Genomic DNA, 18399 nt, shown 5'->3' with positions numbered 1-18399 from the left:
GCTACCGCAGTCCCCTTTCGCTAGTCCACCTGCTCGATAGCAACGAGCGTGTCTTCTTTCAGTCCCTTCCTGATGATTTCCGCGAGGCGGTCCACATCGTCGAACGTGTTGAACATCCCAAAAGAAACGCGGATGCCCCCACGCTCGGGCGAAACACGGACGAGGTTTCGCGCAAAGAAGTCAGCCCACTTGCTTACCGGTAGTGCGAGTACATAAATGTGGGAGCGGTGACCGTGCTCGCGCGGGCCGACTAAACGGACGCTCAATTCGTCGAGATGCTTGATGAGGCGGCCGCCAAGCGCCACCACATGCTTCTGGATATCGGGGACACCAACGCTTTCAATAAGGTCTATGGCAGACGACAGCGCTTGAAGGTCCGGCAGGTTCACATTTCCGAACTCGAAGCGGGCGGCGTCTTTCCGAACCTCGAGGTCCTCGGGGCGAGCGATATAGTCCGCCGGTGGACGCGCCATGCTCGACATCGCCAGAAACGTTGGCTGCAACTCATCCAGCCCTTCGGCCACATACAGAATCCCAAGCCCCTGAGGAACCAGAAGGCCCTTGTGAGTGCCTGCAGCCAGCGCGGAGATATTCAGTGCCTTCACATCGAGAGGAATCACACCAACCGACTGCATTGCGTCGACGACCAAATAGATGCCCTTGTCCTTGCACAGCTTCCCGATGCCGCCAATGTCGTGTACCTGACCCGCGTGGAACGTCACATGGGACAGCGTGACGACCTTCGTGTGCTTGTCGATATAGGGCGCGACGGTACCAGCGGTCGCAATTTCATCATCCTTCAGCTTGGCGAAGCGGACTTCGACCCCCTTGCGCTTAAGGTTCAGCCACGCATACGCATTGTTAGGATGGTCGCCCTCGATTAGCACCACGTTGTCGCCTGCCTCTAGCGGGACGGCATTGGCGGCGATGTTCAAACCTTCAGACGTATTCTTTGTGAATGCAATTTCGGCGGGCGCAGCATTGAAGAACTTGGCGACACGTTCCCGTGTTTCTTCTGCACGGCGCAGCCAGACGGGCTTGGGACCGCCCATCTCGTGACCTTCCGAAAGGAACTCCTCGAGCGCCGCCTTAACGTTCGTCGAAAGCGGCGTCTGGTGCGCAGAGTCGAGGTATAGCAGGCGCTTGGTCACGGGAAACTGAGCACGTGCGGCGGCGAATTTGTCGGATACGTTCATCTTTTCTCTCATGTTGAAAATGTGTTGTTGGTGGCGCGCATAAGGGCCGGCCCGGCCCTGCGGTCTTCCCGCGATTAGGCTTTCGAATCAGCGGTGGACAGGTAGCGCGCGTGATGTTCGATATGCGCGCCGATAAATGTCGAGACGAAGTAGTAGCTATGGTCGTATCCGGCTCGCATACACAAGTGCAGAGGAACGCCGGCCTTTTCGGCGGCCGCCGCCAGCAGGGTCGGTTTCAGTTGCGTGTGCAGAAATTCGTCTGCGTCGCCCTGGTCAACCAGAATCTCCGAGCCACTCCATCCACGTTCAAGCATTACCTTTGTCGAGTCGTACTGCTCCCAATCTGCCTCGTTGCCAAGGATGGCGGGAAACAGCCCCTCGGGGTCGTCACCCGAGAGCGTGAAAGCGTCGGTATGGCAAACGCCCGTTGCCTTGATTTCGACCAGTACCTCGCCGGCACGGGGCCCCGCAAGCTGCACGGTTTCGATACTCAGGGGGGCGCCTGCTCCCAGGGCGACCGCTGCTCGTACGTCCATTCAATCCTCTCTTGTGTCCAGACTTCCGTCGTGATGGCGATATTCGCCTGCGATCGAATAAGTTCCATTTTTCGTTAGTCAAAATTCCGAAGTCAAGACGCTTGGACAGAGCGCGAGAGCGCGACGCCGAAACTAAAAAATCCCGCGAATAAAGGCAGGATAACGATGAGAGGCAAATTGGAGGCAACGCTGGGAGTATTTGGCGTTCACGTAAACACCTACGATAAGTTCCGATATGTGGTTCTTGATAGTTCCAATATTCGGTTTTTAATGTCTATACTTCTTCCGAGGGGCACTGGACGGCGTTTCCAGCGAGACGAGATTTGACGGAGGAGATGAAGGGATGACTGGGGCTAACGGCATCCGCATTGAGCCCGATGTGCTGCCTTTCAAGGCCGCTGTATGCCCGGAGCCGGGCGAGGGGGCCGTGATGCCCGCAGCGCGCTAACGTCTCTCGCGAGCGGGTGTCGCGCTGCCGCTAGCTCGCCCATCCGACTGGGACACTATCGATTTAAGGTATTCTTATGCCTCCGTTTACTGCACATGCCGAATTGACCAGGCGCCAGCGCTTGTCCATTGAGCGTGAATTCGAATAAGCCATGCGCAAGGCAGAAATCCCCGTCCCAGAGACTCCGGAACCCGAGGTATCGCCTACTGAGCGAGCGTTTCACGTAATCGAAATGACCGCTCAGCTTGGCCGTGTATCGACGGCCGATATCGTCACCGCGCTCGGCATTCCGAAGACGACTGCTCACCGTCTCGTAAGCAACCTCGAGGAGTTCGGTTTCCTTGAGCACGGCATGGAACGGGGGCGATATCAGGTCGGTCCGCGTCTGCTGGAACTCGCGACCAACATTCTCGCTGCGTCCACCTCACACGGACCCATCCACGCATTGCTGATGGAGATTTCGAGGCGCACCGCTGAAACCGTGAGCTTGGGGGTCATGCGAGGGTCCGAGGTCGTGTATATCGACAGCGCCATTGGAAATTCACCACTGACCCTGAACTTCCAGAAGGGCCACCGTGCGCCGGTTCACTGCACGTCGAGTGGACGGGTCTTTCTCGCCAACATGGAGAGGAAGCAGCTCGACGCCTATATGCTCAGTGGCCCTTGGGAACCCATCACTCCCTACACCATCGTCGACCCCGACCGGCTGCGGCAGGAAATTGAAACGGTGCGCAAACAGGGTTACGCAACGAACGATTCAGAATTCGCCATCGGCGTCGTTGGCGCAGCGGTACCAATCGCGAGCCCGAATGGCCGCATCATCGCCTGCCTGAGCATCTCGGCACCGAAGGCGCGCAAATCGCTCGAAGAGGTCACGCTTCTCGTTCCCATGATGCAAGCTGCAGCGCTTCGTATCACGAAGATTCTGGGCGTCATCAGCGAAGATGAAGTTGAAGAAGCAGTGGAGACAAAGCCAGGCCGACGCAAACGGAGCTGATGAAGCAAGCAAGCGACACGCATCGTGCTCAATGCCCGATCAACAGTGGTTGTCGACCCAGCTCTGCACCAGTGGAGCCCGACTAGTTCCGCTTCGTCCTCGCTTTCAAAACTGCCCAACGCGCCTGATGTTTCAACGAGCTTGTTGTTTCGCGTGATGGTTCCGCTGGCAGCGTATCCGTGGACCTGCCGGGTAGCACGTCCCCAGATTGAATAACCCTTGGTGCTTGCCGGGTAAAGGTGTTGCGCACATATCGGAGGCACCGCGGCGCCAGCTTGCGCGTCTGTACAAGCACTCGCGCTTCCGGAAACGTTGTAGCCAGCCCCTTTCCGAGATCAGCAGCGCGGCTTGCCATGAGCTAAGTATCGACATGCGAAGGGTCTGCGTCGATATGGAATCCTGAAAACATTGTTTTGGCTGACATGCAAGTCGTGCCGAGTGTTGCTCGCCGAGCGTCGCATACTTACGCGCGCTGCAAGCGGGATTTGTACCGCTCGATGACTTCGAAAATGACCATAGCGGCGACCATCGCCGCCACGAAGCCGACGGCCTTTGGATAACCTGCCCCCAGTGCCACCAGCGCAGGCCCCGGGCAGAAGCCTGCCAGACCCCAGCCGACTCCAAAGGCGGCGCTGCCCAAGACAAGCCGCGGCGTGATGGTTGCGCTGGCTGGAAGCTGAACCGGCAACCCCAAGAACGAACGCTTGCGGCGTCTGGCAATCAGGAACGCGAGTGAACCGATGGCAATCGCACCGGCCATCACGAAGGCCAGGGACGGGTCCCACCGTCCTGCCAGGTCGAGAAAGCCCTGTACCTTCGCTGGGCTGGCCATGCCGGAAACCATCAGGCCGAACCCGAAGAACAGGCCAGCGAGCAATGCGGTAATCGCGGACATGTCAGCCTCCAATCAGGTGCCGTTGTACGAAGACGGTCAGGAAACCGGTCGCCATGAACGTCAGGGTGGCGACCAGCGAGCGGATGGACCCGCGCGAGATGCCACACACGCCGTGGCCGCTCGTGCAGCCGCCGGCATAGCGGGTGCCCAGGCCCACCAGGAAGCCGGCGATAAGGATTTCGGTCCAGCTCGCCTGGATATTCGCAACGGCCGGCTTGCCGAGCAGGCTCGCGATGACGGGAGCGCCGACGAGACCCGCAAGGAAAGTCACGCGCCAGGGCACGTCGTTGCGTGGCAGGCCCAGCAGCCCTCCTAGGATGCCGCTAATACCCGCGATGCGGCCGTTGAACAGCACCAGCACGGCGGCAGCCGCGCCGATGACGAGTCCGCCGGCCAATGACAGGCCGGGCGTGAAGTTCGCGAAGTCAATCTGCATGTCTATTCCCGGTTAGCTCTGGCACAGAACAGCTCGTTCGATTCGGATATTATATTGAAAAATATATTATCAGTGAATAGAATGATCCGTATCCAGTGAGGCAAGCATGCGACCGACCATTCAACCGTTCTTCGACCCCGCAACTTCGACAGTGACCTACGTGGTTCACCAGGAGGGGCGTCCAGAGTGCGCCATCATCGACTCGGTGCTGGACTACGACCTCAGGTCGGGGCGGACGTCGACAGCAAGTGCAGACAAAGTCATCGCATTCGTGCGCGAACGTGGACTGCGCGTCGAATGGATTCTCGAGACGCATGCGCACGCCGACCACATTTCGGCCGCGCCCTATCTCAAGCGCTCTCTCGGTGGGCGCATCGCTATCGGCAAGAACATCGGCCGGGTGCAGGGCGTGTTCACGAAGCTCTTCAATCTGGAACCGGAGTTCCGGCTGGACGGCTCACAGTTCGACCACCTGTTTGAAGACGGCGAGACGTTCGCCATCGGCGGCCTGACCGGAGAGGCGATTCATGTGCCTGGCCACACCCCTGCGGATATGGCTTACCAGATTGAGGATGCGGTCTTTGTTGGCGATACGCTTTTCATGCCGGAGGTCGGCACCGCGCGCTGCGACTTCCCGGGTGGCGATGCGCACGAGTTGTATCGCTCCATCCGCAAGCTACTGGACTTGCCAGGCGAGACGCGGCTTTTCACGTGTCACGACTATCCGCCCGAAGGGCGTGGTCCGGCCTGGGAAACGACCGTGCGCGACCAGCGGAATCGCAACATTCATGTGCAGGACGGTGTAACCGAGGAACAGTTTGTCGCCATGCGGCAGGCGCGCGATGCAACGCTGGCGATGCCGACGCTGATTCTGCCCTCGGTGCAGGTCAACATCCGGGCTGGCGAATTACCCCCGCCCGAGGCGAATGGGGTGCGCTATCTGAAAATTCCGCTCGACGCCGTTTGATGAGTGGGACAGCATCGCCCGCGATGTTGAGCGTGCGCATCTTTCGAAAACCTTTGACGGTCATCTTGGCCAAGTACATCTGTGCCCGCATTTCATGCGGCGGCCTATCACCGACTCTGTTCGAACAGCTCGCGGCTGAGCACTCGGTCCATCGTAACTCTCTCGAGCGGACCGGAGTACTTGGGAAGCTTGCGAACGAAGTTGCGCACATTCTTTGGTGGGTCGACGTATGTTGGTATCCGCACTCGCAATGGATGCCCTTTGTCGGCAAGCGGTTCTAGCACACCATTGAGGTTGTCGTGTGTAATGAGGCAATGGTCTTTCACACGTTGCCCAAACAATGGCTTCGGGGCAAGCTCGTCGCGAAAGACGAAGACAACATCGACCTCGGGAAGCAGCGTTGGTATGCCGTCGCCCCAGACCACCGATGACTTAACCTCGCCGGCGATATTTAGCATCATGATTTTGGGCACAAAGACCGACTGCCCGAGCGCTGACTGCATTTGCGAGACCACTCGATTCCAGCGCCATGCTCCTTCGAGAGTCGCTTCCGACATCGTCAGAAAAGCGTTGGCCTTGCCGTGCGACTCGATAAGGCTTCGATACGCGACCTCGTTTCCGTAGTTCCAGCCGCGGAAGAACCCGTCCGCCGAGTAAGGGCCGGTCGCCATGCCGTGAACTTGCGGGTCTTCAATCACTGGATTGAATCGGTCGATGAACGCCGAGACCTCGGGCTCGGCTTCGAGCCCAACGATATGGGGGCGAAAATAGTTCAAGTTGAACTCGACACGCTGCGACGCTCCCACACCTTGCTCATTATCCGGCGCTGCTTCACCCAGTGCGAAGGAGAAGTAGACGCCCGTGTCGGCGTTTTCATAAGTTGCGTTGCCGTCGACCCTGTAGTGCCTTGCCTAAAGTACGCTTCGAAGTCGTCCTGAGCGGTGCTAAAAGGCAAGGTAAAGAAAAGGTCGTAGCTCATTGATATCGGGCCTCGGTTCGCGACTGTCGGATTATGGCTGATGACCTCGCTGCTGTGTGGCTGCAGCACATCGTGATAGCAAACGTTGCCCTGACGATGCGCTCACCAATCACTCGTCAGGCTAAAGCTTTGTCGACATACGCCGTTAAACCGTGATGCCCGTCCTAGACAGACGTTGACGGGAAAAAAGATAATCCGAGGCTTCGAGGGCACTGATGACTGCAATCAACGCGTATATGCCAACGGTTACACCGCTGTTGTTCGACCCCGAGACATGACAGCCACAAGACTTCTATGTTGCTCGGTATTGCATTCATCGCGTTAGTTATCGCTATCAACTGGATGGCCTTCTCGGCTCGAAAGCGCCGGCGCGAGGAGCTAGAGGCGACTCGAATCACGTGGGCGTCCGAAGACACGATTCGGACGTTTTACGCGAAAAAGTCTAGATTGACCGTCGTCACGTGCCTTGCGGCGTTTCTGTTCATCGTTGCTTGCGGACTGATCGGCTTGTCCGCAGTGAATTGGACGTCGCACCCACTGCTTGCGACGCTGGCGTTTGCCCCATTTTCTTTGGCGGCCCTCATCGGGGCCACGGTGGCTGGCCGCAATGCGCGTCGCATCCTGCGTTTCGGAAGTGGGTTGCCATGGGCTATCCCTGCGTTGCAGTTGGACGATGATTGTCTTCGGTACTTTGACCTCTTCGAAGTGCCATGGGATGACATCACGGATACGCGTGAAATCGAGGTCGCCATGAATAGGAATGGACCTCGCGCTTATCTCCTACTGTTCGTGCGCCGGTCAGCAGTCGACTACGTCCGTGATGGCAAGCTAAACCGGCTAGAAGTGCGATGGGCTGCAAGCATGCGCAGGCCCCACGTCCAGGGACAATGGCCTCCCATGCCAAGTGGGAGTTTCATTGTTGTCGATGTCGATTATCTTGATAAAGCCTATGCACCACGGCTCAGAGTCTGGGTCGAGCGGCTTCGCATGTCCGCACGTGACCGTCGTCCTGAAAACGCCGACGCGAACGGAGACGGCCGGTATGTCGCGTTCGTTTCGACAGACGAGTCGTCAGTCACGCGTCTGCAAAGCACCGATACATCGTTTAAGGGAAGGCCCTTTCAATGAACCGCTTCATCGCTGGAGTCGCTGCAATCGGACTCGCGCTATCAGTCATCGTGCATGGCGCTTCGCTCCTGGGGGTGGATGTCCCGACCTCGTTCCCCCTTGTATGGGGCCTGCATGTTGGCATATTCATCGTGTTTGTCCCTGCCATCATATCGGCCCGCAAGCGCTTCGGGGCTAGGCCGACACTAGCTGACTTCCGGATGGCGTTTCCAACCTGGGTTCAGGTTTTCACGATTTCCCTAGTCGTGTACACGGTCCTCAATTTCTACTTCTCCCTCTTAGGCATAAGCGGTAATCCCGCCATCAAAGCGGGGCAGTACGTACTTGAGAACCACGGACGAGTGGTTCGAAGCCTCAGTGCAGCGGAATTTACCTCCCTTCGTGCTCGAGTGACTCGTGGGTTCTCCGGGCATTGGATGCTCTTCTACTTTCTTGCCCTCGCCTACTTTGCATTCTGCAGGGACAGAGTGGGGCTCGACGGGCGCGCACTTGACAAAGTCATCTCCGCGGACTCACGCGACAAACCATTGGGCTGATGCTATGTACGTCCGACACGAAAACGAAATGGAGCGCCTGCTCCGATTGGCTGCAACCGAACCTGCATATCGGCCACAATTCTCGCGCGCGCTGCTTAACGCTGAGGTGTTCATCCTGGGCCATCCGGAAAATGAGCTAGTCCAAGGAACGCTGCAGGCCGGCACCAAGGTATCCGTCAAAAACTGGTATCGGGAAGACGGCAGCCCTGTCATCCCGTTCTTCACCTCAGAAGAAGCAATGCGCTTGGCTATTCGGGAGGAGGAGAAGTACCTGCGGCTACCCGCTCGCAGCCTTTTTGAAATCACGCGCGGAGCCTCTTTGTTTCTCAATCCTCAGCTGGACTATGGCAAGGAGTTTGTTCCAGGCGAGGTCGAAGCTCTGCTGAATGCCGGCGTCGGCAGCCAGGTCACAACGCGCGTTATTCAGCAAGAGACTAAGGTGCTCATCGGAAAGCCTCGTATATGGCCAGAGGACGTGGTGCAGTCGGTGACTAAACTCTTGGTCGGCAGACGTGAGGTAAAAGCAGCCTATCTCGCCCTCATGCACGATACATCCATTGACCAGCAGCCGCACCTTCTGCTTGCAGTCGAGTTTGAAGGTGAAGACTTGCAGGTATTGCAAGATGTGGGAGCTGTTGCCGGCGAGTATGTTAAGACCTACGGTCCCATTGATGTCATACGAATCGCTCATTCGGATACGGGGCTCGCTGGCCACTTCTACCAAAACGATAAACCGTTCTATGAACGGACGCTTGCGAGCAAGCTGAAGAGCGCATTTGGTTTTGGTCGAGCATAGAATTCACGTCGACCGAACATAGATGGGAACGAGGGTCTTTCTTTGGAGACCGTTCTGCTCCTCATCGAGATCGAGGGCGGATTGCGCGCGGCAAGGACGATATGCCATTGACCTCCCAATGAGAGATTGACCATGACGGAAGCCGTAGACTTGGATGCTCTCCTCGAGAGCGTCACCGACGAAGCCTCCTTTATCGCGTTTGTTGATGCCCTCGCTTCAGACTTTGCTCTGGAGCGAGAGCTCGAGCGACAGAATCCATCACGGGCTTATAGCGCGGGCGCTCTAGGCTGGGAGAACGGAACTGTCGATGCCGTTTTGGGAGCAGCGGCCGCCTGGGGGAATTCCAGCTCGCTACGCAACAGGGAGTTCAGTGATGCGAATCCCTGGAGACGATGTGCCACGATTCTGTACGCTGGAAAGTGGTACGAATAACCGCTAGCGTTAGCTTCGCCTGAGCAATTTTCCCCAAGCATCGATGCCGCACGGCGCTGATAATCGAATCGTTGTCCGGCGTGCACCGCGGTGCGGCGAAGCGGTTCGCGCGGCTTGCGAACGCACGCTCTAAGCAGCGCATTGATGGCTGCCCGCTTAATCGACCCCAAGGAGTCAGCGAACATGTTCGATCACATTTCCATTGGCGTTAGCGATCTGGCGAAGTCCAAGTCGTTCTACGACGCCGCGCTCGCGCCGCTCGGCTACCGGTGCCTGCGCGACACGCCCGGGATGCTCGGCTACGGGCGTGACGAAGTCGGGCTCTGGATCTCGCCCTCCGAGCATCCGGTGCCGGCCGACATGAGCTCGGGCCTGCATTTTTGCTTTGCCGCGACGAGCCGCAAGAGCGTCGACGAATTCCATGCGCAGGCGTTGCGCACGGGCGGGCGTGATAACGGGGGGCCGGGTTTGCGCCCGGAATACGATGCGACTTACTACGCCGCGTTCGTGATCGACCCTGACGGTTATCGGCTCGAGGCGTATTGCGGCGGCGCGTAGTCGCTGCGACGATCTCCCTGGAAGCCCCGCCGGAAACGGACGGGGCTTTTTTTATGCGTGCCTGCTTGCTTGACGAGGTTCGCTCGCCATCGCGCAAGCGTCGGCTTGCCTTGACGTGAATAGCGGAGAACCTTTGCTGCCTTAGCCGGAAGCCAAACACCGCTAAGAGAACCAAACCATCGCAAAGCAACGATTTAACATCATGCCGTAGCGCTCGCTTAACCTAAAAAGGTAAGCAGCGCTATTGGCATTTATCGCTGAGTCTAATTAGCAACGTATGTAAATTGAAAGGCATCGATATTAATTTGTAATTCGAATAATCACTCTAACTAGATGACCCTCTGGAAAGCCCTAAAACCATCAAACAAAGTTTGACGTCGATTTTTGACCTGCTATTGTCACGTCCCAGAGACAGGGGGGAGGCCGCTTCGCGGGCTTGCCAGGAGCGGCGCGCGCCGTCGGTTGCACTGGTGCGGTGCATCGAACCCGCAGCAAATCTTGTTTGATGCACAAGCGCCAAACCAAGCCTTTAGCGGCGCTGGTGAATAAAGAAGGTATTGCTGCAATGCAAACGATGTGCCGATTTGGTGCGGAATGCACCAATTAATTAAGCATCGGTTGCGCTTTCAAAACGGAGGACATCTCACGGTCGGCACCCGCTCGGTGTGTACAAGAATCGGCTTGGAAAACTTAATTTACTTATATCAAACAAATTTTGACTGCCGGATTCTGTCCTGATATGGTTCCGCAACCTGATGAAAAGGCAACTGCCACACTGGTGTTAGGCGGCAAAATCCGGGCGCTGCGTAAGAGGCTTCAACGCACGCTGGACGAGGCAGCAACGGCCGCTGGAATCTCAAAGCCGTTTCTGTCTCAAGTTGAACGCGGTCTCGCAACACCGTCCATCACATCGCTGGCGGGTATTGCAAGAGCGCTGGGGGTAACGGTGCAGTACTTCGTCGATACGCCAACCGAAGCAAAGTCGGTTTGCCGAGGAGACGAATTGAAGTTCTTTGGATTTGCCGATTCGGCGAATCTGTTTGCCCGGTTGACCAACCTATCGGGCGACAGGCAGCTGGAGGCGATCCTGGTCAGGATGCCGGTCGGGCAGCCACCGTCGGAAATGACGACGCATGCAGGAGAGGAGTTCTTGTATGTGCTGCGCGGCAAAGTATCCCTGACGCTAGAAGGTACGTCGTTTGTATTGCATGCCGGTGACAGTGCGCATTACGAGTCCACGGTACCGCATGGCTGGGTGAATGCCGCGAACGAAGAGAGCTTGGTAGTTTGGGTCGGCACCCCGCGGTTGTTTTGAGCAGTAGATGTAGTCAGCGCGTTTTTCGCGAAGCGCGTCTGTGCCTGGCAGTAAGGATTCCGAAACAGCAGTGCCCGAAATGCGGATAGTCGATCGCAGGACCTTGTTCAGCCATCCGATAGCCGACTGAGGGAAAACACTTAGAAACTGGTTTTAGCGCGAAATTAAACGTTTTGTAACTTATTAGTATTCCTATTTTAAGTTCGAGCGTTTCGTCTAAGCGAGTTGCATAAGAGTCGTTGTTGTTTCTTTTGTGTCGCACTACAAGTGCGGGGCAATTGAAAAAATCGCGCGGCGCCTAACGTCGCAAAAAAGAAGCGCGCAGGCGCAACACGTCTCGTCGCGCAACGGGTTTGGCTTACTGACAAGATAGAAGGGGAACGATGAAACAGAGGACCTTGACCTCAGCCATAAGGAAAATACTTTGGGCTGAAATTGCGTTGACGGCGGCAATCGGCACGACTGCGTTCGCGCAGAGCCAACCCGCTCCGGCAGATAATGCAACGCCGGCTGTGGCAACGCCCGCCGCACCGACAGCCGCGGCACCGGCCGCGGCAGCGAGTTCGACGACGGCCGCCGCGCCGACGACGACCGCACAAAACAACGCGACGTCTCCGTCCTCTGGAGCGACGACCAACAACGGCGTCACCCAGCTCAAGCGCTTCGAGGTGACCGGTTCGCTGATCCGCCAAGCCGACAAGGTCGGCTTCAATCAAGTTCAAACCGTCACGGCCAAGGAAATCCAGAACAGCGGTTCGGCGACGGTCGCCGACTTCCTGCGCGACACGGCAGCCAACTCGGCGAACAGCTGGGGCGAAGGCCAGTCGGCCAACTTTGCACCGGGCGCCGCGGGTATGGCCCTGCGCGGCCTTTCCGAAAAGTACACGCTGGTGCTGGTCGACGGTCAGCGCGTCGCGCCGTTCGCGTTCTTCTCGAACAGCGTCGACTCGTTCTTCGACCTGAACACGCTGCCGCTCAACGACATCGAGCGCATCGAAATCGTGAAGACCGGCGCCGTGTCGCAATACGGCTCGGATGCTATCGCCGGCGTGGTCAACATCATCACGAAGCACGACTTCCAGGGCCTCCAGCTCGACGGCGGCCTCGGCACCGCGACCAATGGCGGCGGCGGGCAAGGCACGGTCAAGTTCGGCGCGCTCGGCGGCTTCGGCGATCTGAACTCCGATCACTTCAACGTCACGGCGGCGGCGAGCTACTACAAGTCGAATGGTTTCTCGCTTTCGGACCGCGACTCGACGCAGAACCAGGACTTCACGGCCAAGCCGGGTGGCTTTTCGCTGCTCTCGCCGTCGTATTGGCAGACGCCCAACGGTCCGCAGGCGTTGAGCAACTGCCCGTTCGGCAGCACTGTGAAGCCCGCTGCGACCAACTCGATCACGGCGGGTCAGCCGGGCACGATTTGCGGCCTGGGCACGGCAAATCAAATGTCGATCCTGCCGTTCACCGAGCGCTGGAACGCGAAGGTCCACGCTGACTTCAAGATCAACGACAACACGACGGCTTGGGCGGACGTGCTCGGCAGCTATAACACGACGACCCAGAACCAGGGTGTGAACGTGTTCGGCAATCCGCAATCGGCGCCGCTGATCTGGAATCCGGCGACGCAGACGCCGGGACCGATGAGCTTTGTCGTGCCGGCAAACAACCCGTTCAACCCGTTCGGCGTGGCGACCCCGCTGACGTACACGTTCCCGAACACGGTGTCGGAAAAGACGGATGCTTCCTACTATCGCGTCGCGTCGGGTATCAAAGGCTCGGTAGGATTGCCGGTCGGCGGTGACTGGGATTGGGCGACCTCGGTCAGCCATTCGCAAAGCACGGTTTCGAACGAATGGTCGAACCTGCTGAGCGTTGCCGGCGTGACTGCCGCTTACAACGGCGCGCTGAACTTCGCGAACCCGTCTGCCACCCCCGGCGCGCTCAATGCCGTCTACATGAACGCGAACAACCTGGGTATTTCGAAGCTCGATACCGTCGACGCGACGATTTCGACGCCGACTCTGTTCCACCTGCCGGCAGGCGACGTCGGCGTGGGCTTCGGTGCGCAGTTCACGCACCAGAGCGAGTCGCTGACGCCTGGCGCCGAGTTTGCGGAAGGTCTCATAGTGTCGCCGAACATCCAGACGGTGAGCGGCTCGCGTAATGTCGCGGCGGTCTACTACCAGTTCGACATTCCGATCATTCACAACTTGACGTTCAGCCAGTCGGGCCGCTACGACCATTACACGGACGTCGGCGGTGCCTTCTCGCCGCGCTTCGCGTTGCGCTACCAGCCGGTCCAGGCGCTGACGATGTACACGTCGTATGACCGCGGCTTCCGCGCACCGACGTTCGTCGAAGACAGCAATTCGCTGGCGATCGGACAGCAGGTCAATCCGCAGACCGGCTTGAACTACCAGACGGTCACGGAGGGCAACCGGAACCTGCAGCCGGAGCATACGCGTAACTTGAACATCGGCTTCCAGCTGTCGCCGACGCGTACCACGGATATCGGTCTCGACTACTACAAGATCTGGATCGACAACGTGATCGGCCAGGGCGCACCGTCGTCGACGGTGTTCAACCCGGACGGTTCGATTGCCTTCACGACCATTCCTTACCAAAACCTGGGCTATCTCGACACGGACGGCTTCGAAGGCACGTTCCGCCAGGCACTGCCGACGAATGTGGGCACGTTCACGCTGTCGGGTGACTGGGCCTACATCCTCGACTACAAGCTCGGCTCGCCGGGTGCGCCTCCGGTGAACGGCGCGGGTAACAACTTCACGATCACGCAGCCGTTCGGCGGCAGCTTCCCGCGCTGGCGTGGCAACACCACGCTGGACTGGACCTACCACAAGTGGGATGCGGCTCTGACGTGGCAGTTCACGGGTCCGTACGCGCAGAACCTTCTGCCGCAGCCGGCTCCCTCGAAGGTGGGTTCGTATAGTCAGTTCAACCTGATGGTCACGTACACGGGCTTCAAGCACTGGACCATCTACGGCGGCATCGACAACATCTTCAACCGCACGCCTCCGTACGATCCGATCTTCGCTCAAGGCACGTTGAATCAGGTTGGCTACGACGAATCGCTCTACTCGTACATCGGCCGCTTCGCTCAGATCGGCGCGACGTACAAGTTCTAAAGCAGGTGGTGGTAGTGAGTTGTTAAAAAAAAGCAGTTAGCAGTACGGCAGTAAGCAGTTGGGTCCGCCGCTCTCACTCCTTGGTCGGAGTCAAAGCGGGAGCGGCGGCCTTTGTCCTAGAGGCGCCGCAAGAAAGGAAATAGGCGGTTCACGCCGGGAGGAGTAAAAGTTGGGTACGAAAGTGGATGGACAATTTCCGGTGGCAAATTCGCGGGTCGCAACGCTAGGACGCCCTCGCGAATTCGGGAAGAAGCAGCAAAACCCGGTACGCCGCTTTGGTGGTATCGCAGTCGTCATCGTTCTGCACATAGTGCTGGTCTACGCACTGCTCAACGGCCTCGCCACCAAGGTGGTGCAGGTCATTCAACACCCCATTGAAACCAAGATCATCGAGCCGGTGAAACCGCCGCCTCCGCCGCCGCTGCCGACTGTGCAGCTGCCGCCGCCGAAGTTCGCGCCGCCGCCGCCGCCGTTCGTGCCGCCGCCGGAAGTGCAGGTGCAGGCTCCGCCGCAGCAGACCATCACGCACCAGTCCGCGCCGGTGCAGTCGGCGCCCATGGTCGCGCCTCCGGTTCAAGCGCCGCCGGCGCCCAAGCCCGTGAGCACGGCAGTCGGCGTGGTGTGCCCGAACTCGGATCAAGTTCGCGCGTCGGTGAAGTATCCGAAGGAAGCGCAGGAAAACAACATCACGGGTGATGTCCTGATCGAATTCGTAGTCGACCCGCAAGGCCACATTACGAACGAACGCGTTGCACAGTCCGCCGACTCCGATCTCGATCGCGCGGCGTTCAATGCGGTCAAGCAGTTCAATTGTATTTCCCAGGGGCAAGCTGTCCGCGTACAGGTTCCGTTCTCTTTCAACTTGAACTGAACGTACTGAGCACTACCGGTAGCGATGTGTTGATTGTTTTACAAGTTCACGGATGAACTGGAGCAGACATGAATAAGCGTACTCTCGCCGCTCTGACGGCAAGCATGGTGATCGGCGTATCGGCGGTGGGTTCCATCGCTATGCCGCAAATGGCTTACGCACAAGCCAGCGATGCAACGGCAGCCGCCGCCTCGGCGCCGGCCACCGCGACCGCGCAAACGGCAACGCCGTCGGCCGACCAGCCGGCGCCGCCGCCCGCACCCGCCACGTCGGAAACCGTCAACAACCCGTACGGTCTCGGCGCCCTCTGGAAAAACGGCGACTTCGTCGCTCGCTTCGTGCTGATTCTGCTGGTCATCATGTCGATGGGCAGCTGGTACATCATGATCACCAAGTTCTTCGAGCAAATGCGCGCCAACGCCCGTGCGAAGAACGCCGACGCAAAACTGTGGACCGCGCCGTCGCTCTCCGAAGGCGCCAAGCAGCTCGACGAGAACTCGCCGTTCCGCTTCATCGCCGAAACCGCGATCGAAGCCGGCGAGCACCACGACGACGCCCTCCTCGAATCGGTCGACCGCAACACCTGGATCGACGCCTCGGTCGATCGCGCGATCACCAGCGTGTCGAACCGCCTGCAAGACGGCCTCGCGTTCCTCGGCACGGTCGGCTCGACGGCGCCGTTCGTCGGCCTGTTCGGCACGGTGTGGGGCATCTATCACGCACTGACGGCAATCGGCATCGCCGGCCAGGCATCGATCGACAAGGTCGCGGGCCCGGTGGGTGAAGCGCTGATCATGACGGCCATCGGTCTGGCGGTCGCGGTTCCGGCGGTGCTCGGCTACAACTTCCTGGTTCGCCGCAACAAGTCGGTGATGGAACGTGTCCGCGCATTCGGCGCACAGCTGCACACGGTGCTGCTCGCAGGCGGCAAGCGCACGGCACGCAACGGCCACGCAGCGGTTGCGAAGCCGCTGGCAGCCGCCACGCACGCGGGGTAATCGGCCATGGCAATGAGCGTTGGACAAGACGGGGATGAAGACGAAGTCATGTCCAACATCAACACCACGCCGCTCGTCGACGTGATGCTGGTGTTGCTGATCATCTTCCTGATCACGATTCCCGTCGTAACCCACACGGTGCCGCTGCAGTTGCCGAAGGAAACGATTCAGCCGCTGCAGACGACACCCAAGAGCATCGAGATCGCCGTGAACAAAGATGGCGATTTCTTCTGGAACGAAACGCACGTGGATGCGCAGACGCTGCTGACGAAACTGAAGACCGTTTCGGTGCAGACTCCGCAGCCGGAGGTACACGTGCGCGGCGATCAGTTCACGCGCTATGAATTCATCGGCCGTGTGATCACCGCGTGCGAGCGCGCCGGCATCGCGAAGGTTTCGTTCATCACAGAGCCGCCCGCGCGCGGAGGTTAATTATGGGAATGAACGTAGGCTCGAGTGGGGGCGGCGGCGAACCGGACGTGATGGTCGACATCAACACCACGCCGCTGATCGACGTGATGCTGGTGCTGTTGATCATGCTGATCATCACGATCCCGATTCAGATGCACGCAGTGAAGATGAACCTGCCGGTCGGCAATCCGCCGCCGCCTCCGGTGCAGCCGGAAGTGGTGCAGATCGATATCGACTTCGACGGCACGATGACGTGGAACGGCACGCCGATCACGAGCTCGACGATGCTCGAATCGAAGTTCGCGCAGGTGGCGGCCGAGCCGGATCAGGCCGAGATCCATCTGCGTCCGAACAAGCTGGTGCCGTACAAGGACGTGGCCGCGGTGATGGCCGCCGCACAGCGTGAAGGCGCAACGAAGATCGGCCTGATCGGCAATGAGCAGTACATGCAATAAGGAAGTCGCAATGCGAAAGATCCAGCATCGGATGAAGCGCGCCGCCATCGCGGCCGCTTTCGGGGGGCTCATGGCGGCGGCGTTGCTGCCGTCCACGTCGTACGCGGACACGCTGCGCCCGGACGTCGCCAAGCCGCTGAACGACGCGCAGACCTTGTACCACGCGCACAAGTTCAAGGACGCGCTCGGCAAGATCGCGCAGGCCGCGGCGGTGCCGAACAAGACGCCGTACGAGACCTACATGGTCGAGGAAATGCGCGGCGCCGCGGCGATGGCGGCCGGCGACGCCGGCACGGCCGCGCAAGCCTACGAGACGCTCTTGAACTCCGGTCAGTTGAAGGGCGCGGACGAGCAGAGCACGACGGCGGCGCTCGCCGGCATCTACTTCCAGGAAAAGAACTACGCGAAGGCGATCGCCGTCGCGCAGCGCTACCTGAAGGCAGGCGGCGGCGATCCCGACATGCGTACGCTGCTCGTGCAGTCGTACTACCTGTCGAACGATTGCGGCAACGTGGTCTCGATCTTGAAGACGAGCACCGATGCCCAGGTGAAAGCCGGGCGTGCGCCCGACGAGTCGCAGTTGCAGCTGCTCGGCACCTGCTCGCAGAAGGTGAACGACAACGCCACGTATCGCGGCGCGCTCGAAAAGCTCGTCGCGTATCACCCGAAGCAGTCGTACTGGGACGATCTGTTCGCGGCGATCAAGAGCAAGCCGGGCTACTCGTCGCGTCTGGACATCGATACGTACCGTCTGCGCCGTGCAACGGGCGCCCTGACGACGCCTGACGACTACATGGAAATGACGCAGCTGGCGATCGTCGCGAACAGCACGGCCGAAGGCAAGCAGGTGATCGACCAGGGCTTCGCGAGCGGCGTGCTCGGTCACGACGCAGGCGCCGATCGCGAGAAGCGCCTGCAAGCGCTCGCGACGAAGCGCGCGCAGTCGACCACCGACCAGAACGGCAACGCCGTGCCGCCGATCGATGCCGGCTTGAACCTCGTGTACGCGGGCAAGGCCAAGGACGGTATCGCGATGATGGAAGCCGCGATCGCGAAGGGCGGTCTCGAGCATCTGGACGAAGCGCAGCTGCACCTGGGCGTGGCGTACTACGTCGCGGGCGAAAAGGCGAAAGCCGTGCAGGCGTTCAAAGCCGTCAAGGGGACCGACGGCTCGGCGGACCTCGCGCGTCTTTGGGTGCTGGTCGCATCGAAGTAACGCTGCGATGTGAAGGACGGCAACCTGCCGTCCTGGCGTCAATCCGATGAACAGCGTGCCGGTGATTCTCCGGCACGCGTTTT

The 18399-nt window shown here is 59.3% G+C and carries 19 protein-coding genes and 2 pseudogenes; 14 read left to right on the top strand and 7 right to left on the bottom strand.

The window, feature by feature from the left end:
- Nucleotides 1-20 precede the first annotated feature (20 nt).
- From FAZ95_RS23700 to FAZ95_RS40130, 3 genes and pseudogenes are all read right to left on the bottom strand, one after another.
- Nucleotides 21-1196, bottom strand: a complete 1176-nt coding sequence (locus FAZ95_RS23700) for an aminotransferase class V-fold PLP-dependent enzyme (RefSeq protein WP_137334963.1) — start codon at nucleotides 1194-1196, stop codon at nucleotides 21-23.
- A 74-nt stretch (nucleotides 1197-1270) separates the two neighbouring features.
- Entirely contained in the window at nucleotides 1271-1558 is a 288-nt protein-coding gene (locus FAZ95_RS40135) for an alpha/beta hydrolase-fold protein (RefSeq protein ID WP_302674770.1), read from the bottom strand.
- Nucleotides 1544-1732, bottom strand: a pseudogene (locus FAZ95_RS40130) (alcohol dehydrogenase catalytic domain-containing protein); the annotation flags it as partial. The gene FAZ95_RS40135 and the pseudogene FAZ95_RS40130, both read right to left, overlap by 15 nt.
- 599 nt (nucleotides 1733-2331) lie before the next feature.
- On the opposite strand from FAZ95_RS40130, the gene FAZ95_RS23690 reads away from it, so the two are divergent.
- Nucleotides 2332-3177, top strand: a complete 846-nt coding sequence (locus FAZ95_RS23690) for an IclR family transcriptional regulator (RefSeq protein WP_137334961.1) — start codon at nucleotides 2332-2334, stop codon at nucleotides 3175-3177.
- 39 nt (nucleotides 3178-3216) lie between these two features.
- Here FAZ95_RS23690 and FAZ95_RS40900 read toward each other — a convergent pair.
- From FAZ95_RS40900 to FAZ95_RS23675, 3 genes and pseudogenes are all read right to left on the bottom strand, one after another.
- Nucleotides 3217-3431, bottom strand: a pseudogene (locus FAZ95_RS40900) (hypothetical protein).
- Nucleotides 3432-3640: 209 nt separating this feature from the next.
- Complete coding sequence (locus FAZ95_RS23680; RefSeq protein WP_137334960.1) at nucleotides 3641-4072, bottom strand: YeeE/YedE family protein; 432 nt, start codon at nucleotides 4070-4072, stop codon at nucleotides 3641-3643.
- Nucleotide 4073: 1 nt separating this feature from the next.
- Complete coding sequence (locus FAZ95_RS23675) at nucleotides 4074-4508, bottom strand: YeeE/YedE family protein (RefSeq protein WP_137334959.1); 435 nt, start codon at nucleotides 4506-4508, stop codon at nucleotides 4074-4076.
- A 106-nt stretch (nucleotides 4509-4614) separates the two neighbouring features.
- On the opposite strand from FAZ95_RS23675, the gene FAZ95_RS23670 reads away from it, so the two are divergent.
- A complete protein-coding gene (locus tag FAZ95_RS23670; protein ID WP_137334958.1) occupies nucleotides 4615-5475 on the top strand; it encodes an MBL fold metallo-hydrolase in 861 nt (286 codons plus the stop codon).
- Between the two features lie 107 nt (nucleotides 5476-5582).
- On the opposite strand, the gene FAZ95_RS23665 is transcribed toward FAZ95_RS23670, so the two are convergent.
- A complete protein-coding gene (locus FAZ95_RS23665) occupies nucleotides 5583-6251 on the bottom strand; it encodes a hypothetical protein (protein ID WP_254700271.1) in 669 nt (222 codons plus the stop codon).
- Between the two features lie 497 nt (nucleotides 6252-6748).
- Between FAZ95_RS23665 and FAZ95_RS23660 the strand changes: the two genes are divergently transcribed.
- The 12 genes from FAZ95_RS23660 (at nucleotide 6749) to FAZ95_RS23605 (ending at nucleotide 18316) form a co-directional block, all read left to right on the top strand.
- Nucleotides 6749-7582: a hypothetical protein gene (locus FAZ95_RS23660; protein ID WP_137334957.1), complete on the top strand. Its 834-nt coding sequence runs from the start codon at nucleotides 6749-6751 to the stop codon at nucleotides 7580-7582.
- Nucleotides 7579-8118, top strand: coding sequence for a hypothetical protein (locus FAZ95_RS23655; protein WP_137334956.1), 540 nt, complete (start codon nucleotides 7579-7581; stop codon nucleotides 8116-8118). The genes FAZ95_RS23660 and FAZ95_RS23655 overlap by 4 nt, the downstream gene beginning before the upstream one ends.
- A gap of 28 nt (nucleotides 8119-8146) precedes the next feature.
- The gene (locus tag FAZ95_RS23650) at nucleotides 8147-8914 is read left to right on the top strand and encodes an enhanced serine sensitivity protein SseB C-terminal domain-containing protein (RefSeq protein WP_175425733.1); all 768 of its coding nucleotides are present in this window, start codon (nucleotides 8147-8149) and stop codon (nucleotides 8912-8914) included.
- Nucleotides 8915-9046: 132 nt separating this feature from the next.
- Complete coding sequence (locus FAZ95_RS40895) at nucleotides 9047-9346, top strand: DUF7660 family protein (RefSeq protein ID WP_137334954.1); 300 nt, start codon at nucleotides 9047-9049, stop codon at nucleotides 9344-9346.
- Between the two features lie 183 nt (nucleotides 9347-9529).
- Nucleotides 9530-9904, top strand: a complete 375-nt coding sequence (locus FAZ95_RS23640; protein WP_137334953.1) for a VOC family protein — start codon at nucleotides 9530-9532, stop codon at nucleotides 9902-9904.
- 739 nt (nucleotides 9905-10643) lie between these two features.
- Nucleotides 10644-11219, top strand: a complete 576-nt coding sequence (locus FAZ95_RS23635; protein WP_137334952.1) for a helix-turn-helix domain-containing protein — start codon at nucleotides 10644-10646, stop codon at nucleotides 11217-11219.
- Between the two features lie 383 nt (nucleotides 11220-11602).
- Nucleotides 11603-14365, top strand: a complete 2763-nt coding sequence (locus FAZ95_RS23630; protein ID WP_137334951.1) for a TonB-dependent receptor — start codon at nucleotides 11603-11605, stop codon at nucleotides 14363-14365.
- Nucleotides 14366-14534: 169 nt separating this feature from the next.
- Nucleotides 14535-15236 carry an energy transducer TonB gene (locus tag FAZ95_RS23625; RefSeq protein ID WP_137334950.1) on the top strand — a complete coding sequence of 234 codons (702 nt, stop codon included), beginning with the start codon at nucleotides 14535-14537 and terminating at the stop codon, nucleotides 15234-15236.
- Nucleotides 15237-15304: 68 nt separating this feature from the next.
- The gene (locus tag FAZ95_RS23620) at nucleotides 15305-16234 is read left to right on the top strand and encodes a MotA/TolQ/ExbB proton channel family protein (protein ID WP_137334949.1); all 930 of its coding nucleotides are present in this window, start codon (nucleotides 15305-15307) and stop codon (nucleotides 16232-16234) included.
- A 6-nt stretch (nucleotides 16235-16240) separates the two neighbouring features.
- Nucleotides 16241-16666 (top strand): ExbD/TolR family protein, encoded by a 426-nt coding sequence (locus FAZ95_RS23615; protein WP_137334948.1) that lies wholly within the window; start codon nucleotides 16241-16243, stop codon nucleotides 16664-16666.
- 2 nt (nucleotides 16667-16668) lie between these two features.
- Nucleotides 16669-17100: an ExbD/TolR family protein gene (locus FAZ95_RS23610; RefSeq protein WP_137334947.1), complete on the top strand. Its 432-nt coding sequence runs from the start codon at nucleotides 16669-16671 to the stop codon at nucleotides 17098-17100.
- Nucleotides 17101-17110: 10 nt separating this feature from the next.
- On the top strand, nucleotides 17111-18316 hold the full coding sequence (locus FAZ95_RS23605; RefSeq protein WP_137334946.1) for a tetratricopeptide repeat protein: 1206 nt from the start codon (nucleotides 17111-17113) through the stop codon (nucleotides 18314-18316).
- The last annotated feature ends 83 nt before the right edge of the window (nucleotides 18317-18399 follow it).

Origin of the sequence: Trinickia violacea (assembly GCF_005280735.1) — a bacterium.
Lineage (GTDB): Bacteria > Pseudomonadota > Gammaproteobacteria > Burkholderiales > Burkholderiaceae > Trinickia_A > Trinickia_A violacea.
Note: the sequence above shows the minus strand (reverse complement) of the source record. Positions and strands in the feature narration are given on the sequence as shown.

Coding starts and splice junctions, on each gene's coding strand:
- FAZ95_RS23700 (WP_137334963.1), bottom strand. CDS start 1,196: ATGAACGTATCCGACAAATTCGCCGCCGCACGTGCTCAGTTTCCCGTG.
- FAZ95_RS23690 (WP_137334961.1), top strand. CDS start 2,332: ATGCGCAAGGCAGAAATCCCCGTCCCAGAGACTCCGGAACCCGAGGTA.
- FAZ95_RS23680 (WP_137334960.1), bottom strand. CDS start 4,072: ATGTCCGCGATTACCGCATTGCTCGCTGGCCTGTTCTTCGGGTTCGGC.
- FAZ95_RS23675 (WP_137334959.1), bottom strand. CDS start 4,508: ATGCAGATTGACTTCGCGAACTTCACGCCCGGCCTGTCATTGGCCGGC.
- FAZ95_RS23670 (WP_137334958.1), top strand. CDS start 4,615: ATGCGACCGACCATTCAACCGTTCTTCGACCCCGCAACTTCGACAGTG.
- FAZ95_RS23660 (WP_137334957.1), top strand. CDS start 6,749: ATGTTGCTCGGTATTGCATTCATCGCGTTAGTTATCGCTATCAACTGG.
- FAZ95_RS23655 (WP_137334956.1), top strand. CDS start 7,579: ATGAACCGCTTCATCGCTGGAGTCGCTGCAATCGGACTCGCGCTATCA.
- FAZ95_RS23650 (WP_175425733.1), top strand. CDS start 8,147: ATGGAGCGCCTGCTCCGATTGGCTGCAACCGAACCTGCATATCGGCCA.
- FAZ95_RS40895 (WP_137334954.1), top strand. CDS start 9,047: ATGACGGAAGCCGTAGACTTGGATGCTCTCCTCGAGAGCGTCACCGAC.
- FAZ95_RS23640 (WP_137334953.1), top strand. CDS start 9,530: ATGTTCGATCACATTTCCATTGGCGTTAGCGATCTGGCGAAGTCCAAG.
- FAZ95_RS23635 (WP_137334952.1), top strand. CDS start 10,644: ATGGTTCCGCAACCTGATGAAAAGGCAACTGCCACACTGGTGTTAGGC.
- FAZ95_RS23630 (WP_137334951.1), top strand. CDS start 11,603: ATGAAACAGAGGACCTTGACCTCAGCCATAAGGAAAATACTTTGGGCT.
- FAZ95_RS23620 (WP_137334949.1), top strand. CDS start 15,305: ATGAATAAGCGTACTCTCGCCGCTCTGACGGCAAGCATGGTGATCGGC.
- FAZ95_RS23615 (WP_137334948.1), top strand. CDS start 16,241: ATGGCAATGAGCGTTGGACAAGACGGGGATGAAGACGAAGTCATGTCC.
- FAZ95_RS23610 (WP_137334947.1), top strand. CDS start 16,669: ATGGGAATGAACGTAGGCTCGAGTGGGGGCGGCGGCGAACCGGACGTG.
- FAZ95_RS23605 (WP_137334946.1), top strand. CDS start 17,111: ATGCGAAAGATCCAGCATCGGATGAAGCGCGCCGCCATCGCGGCCGCT.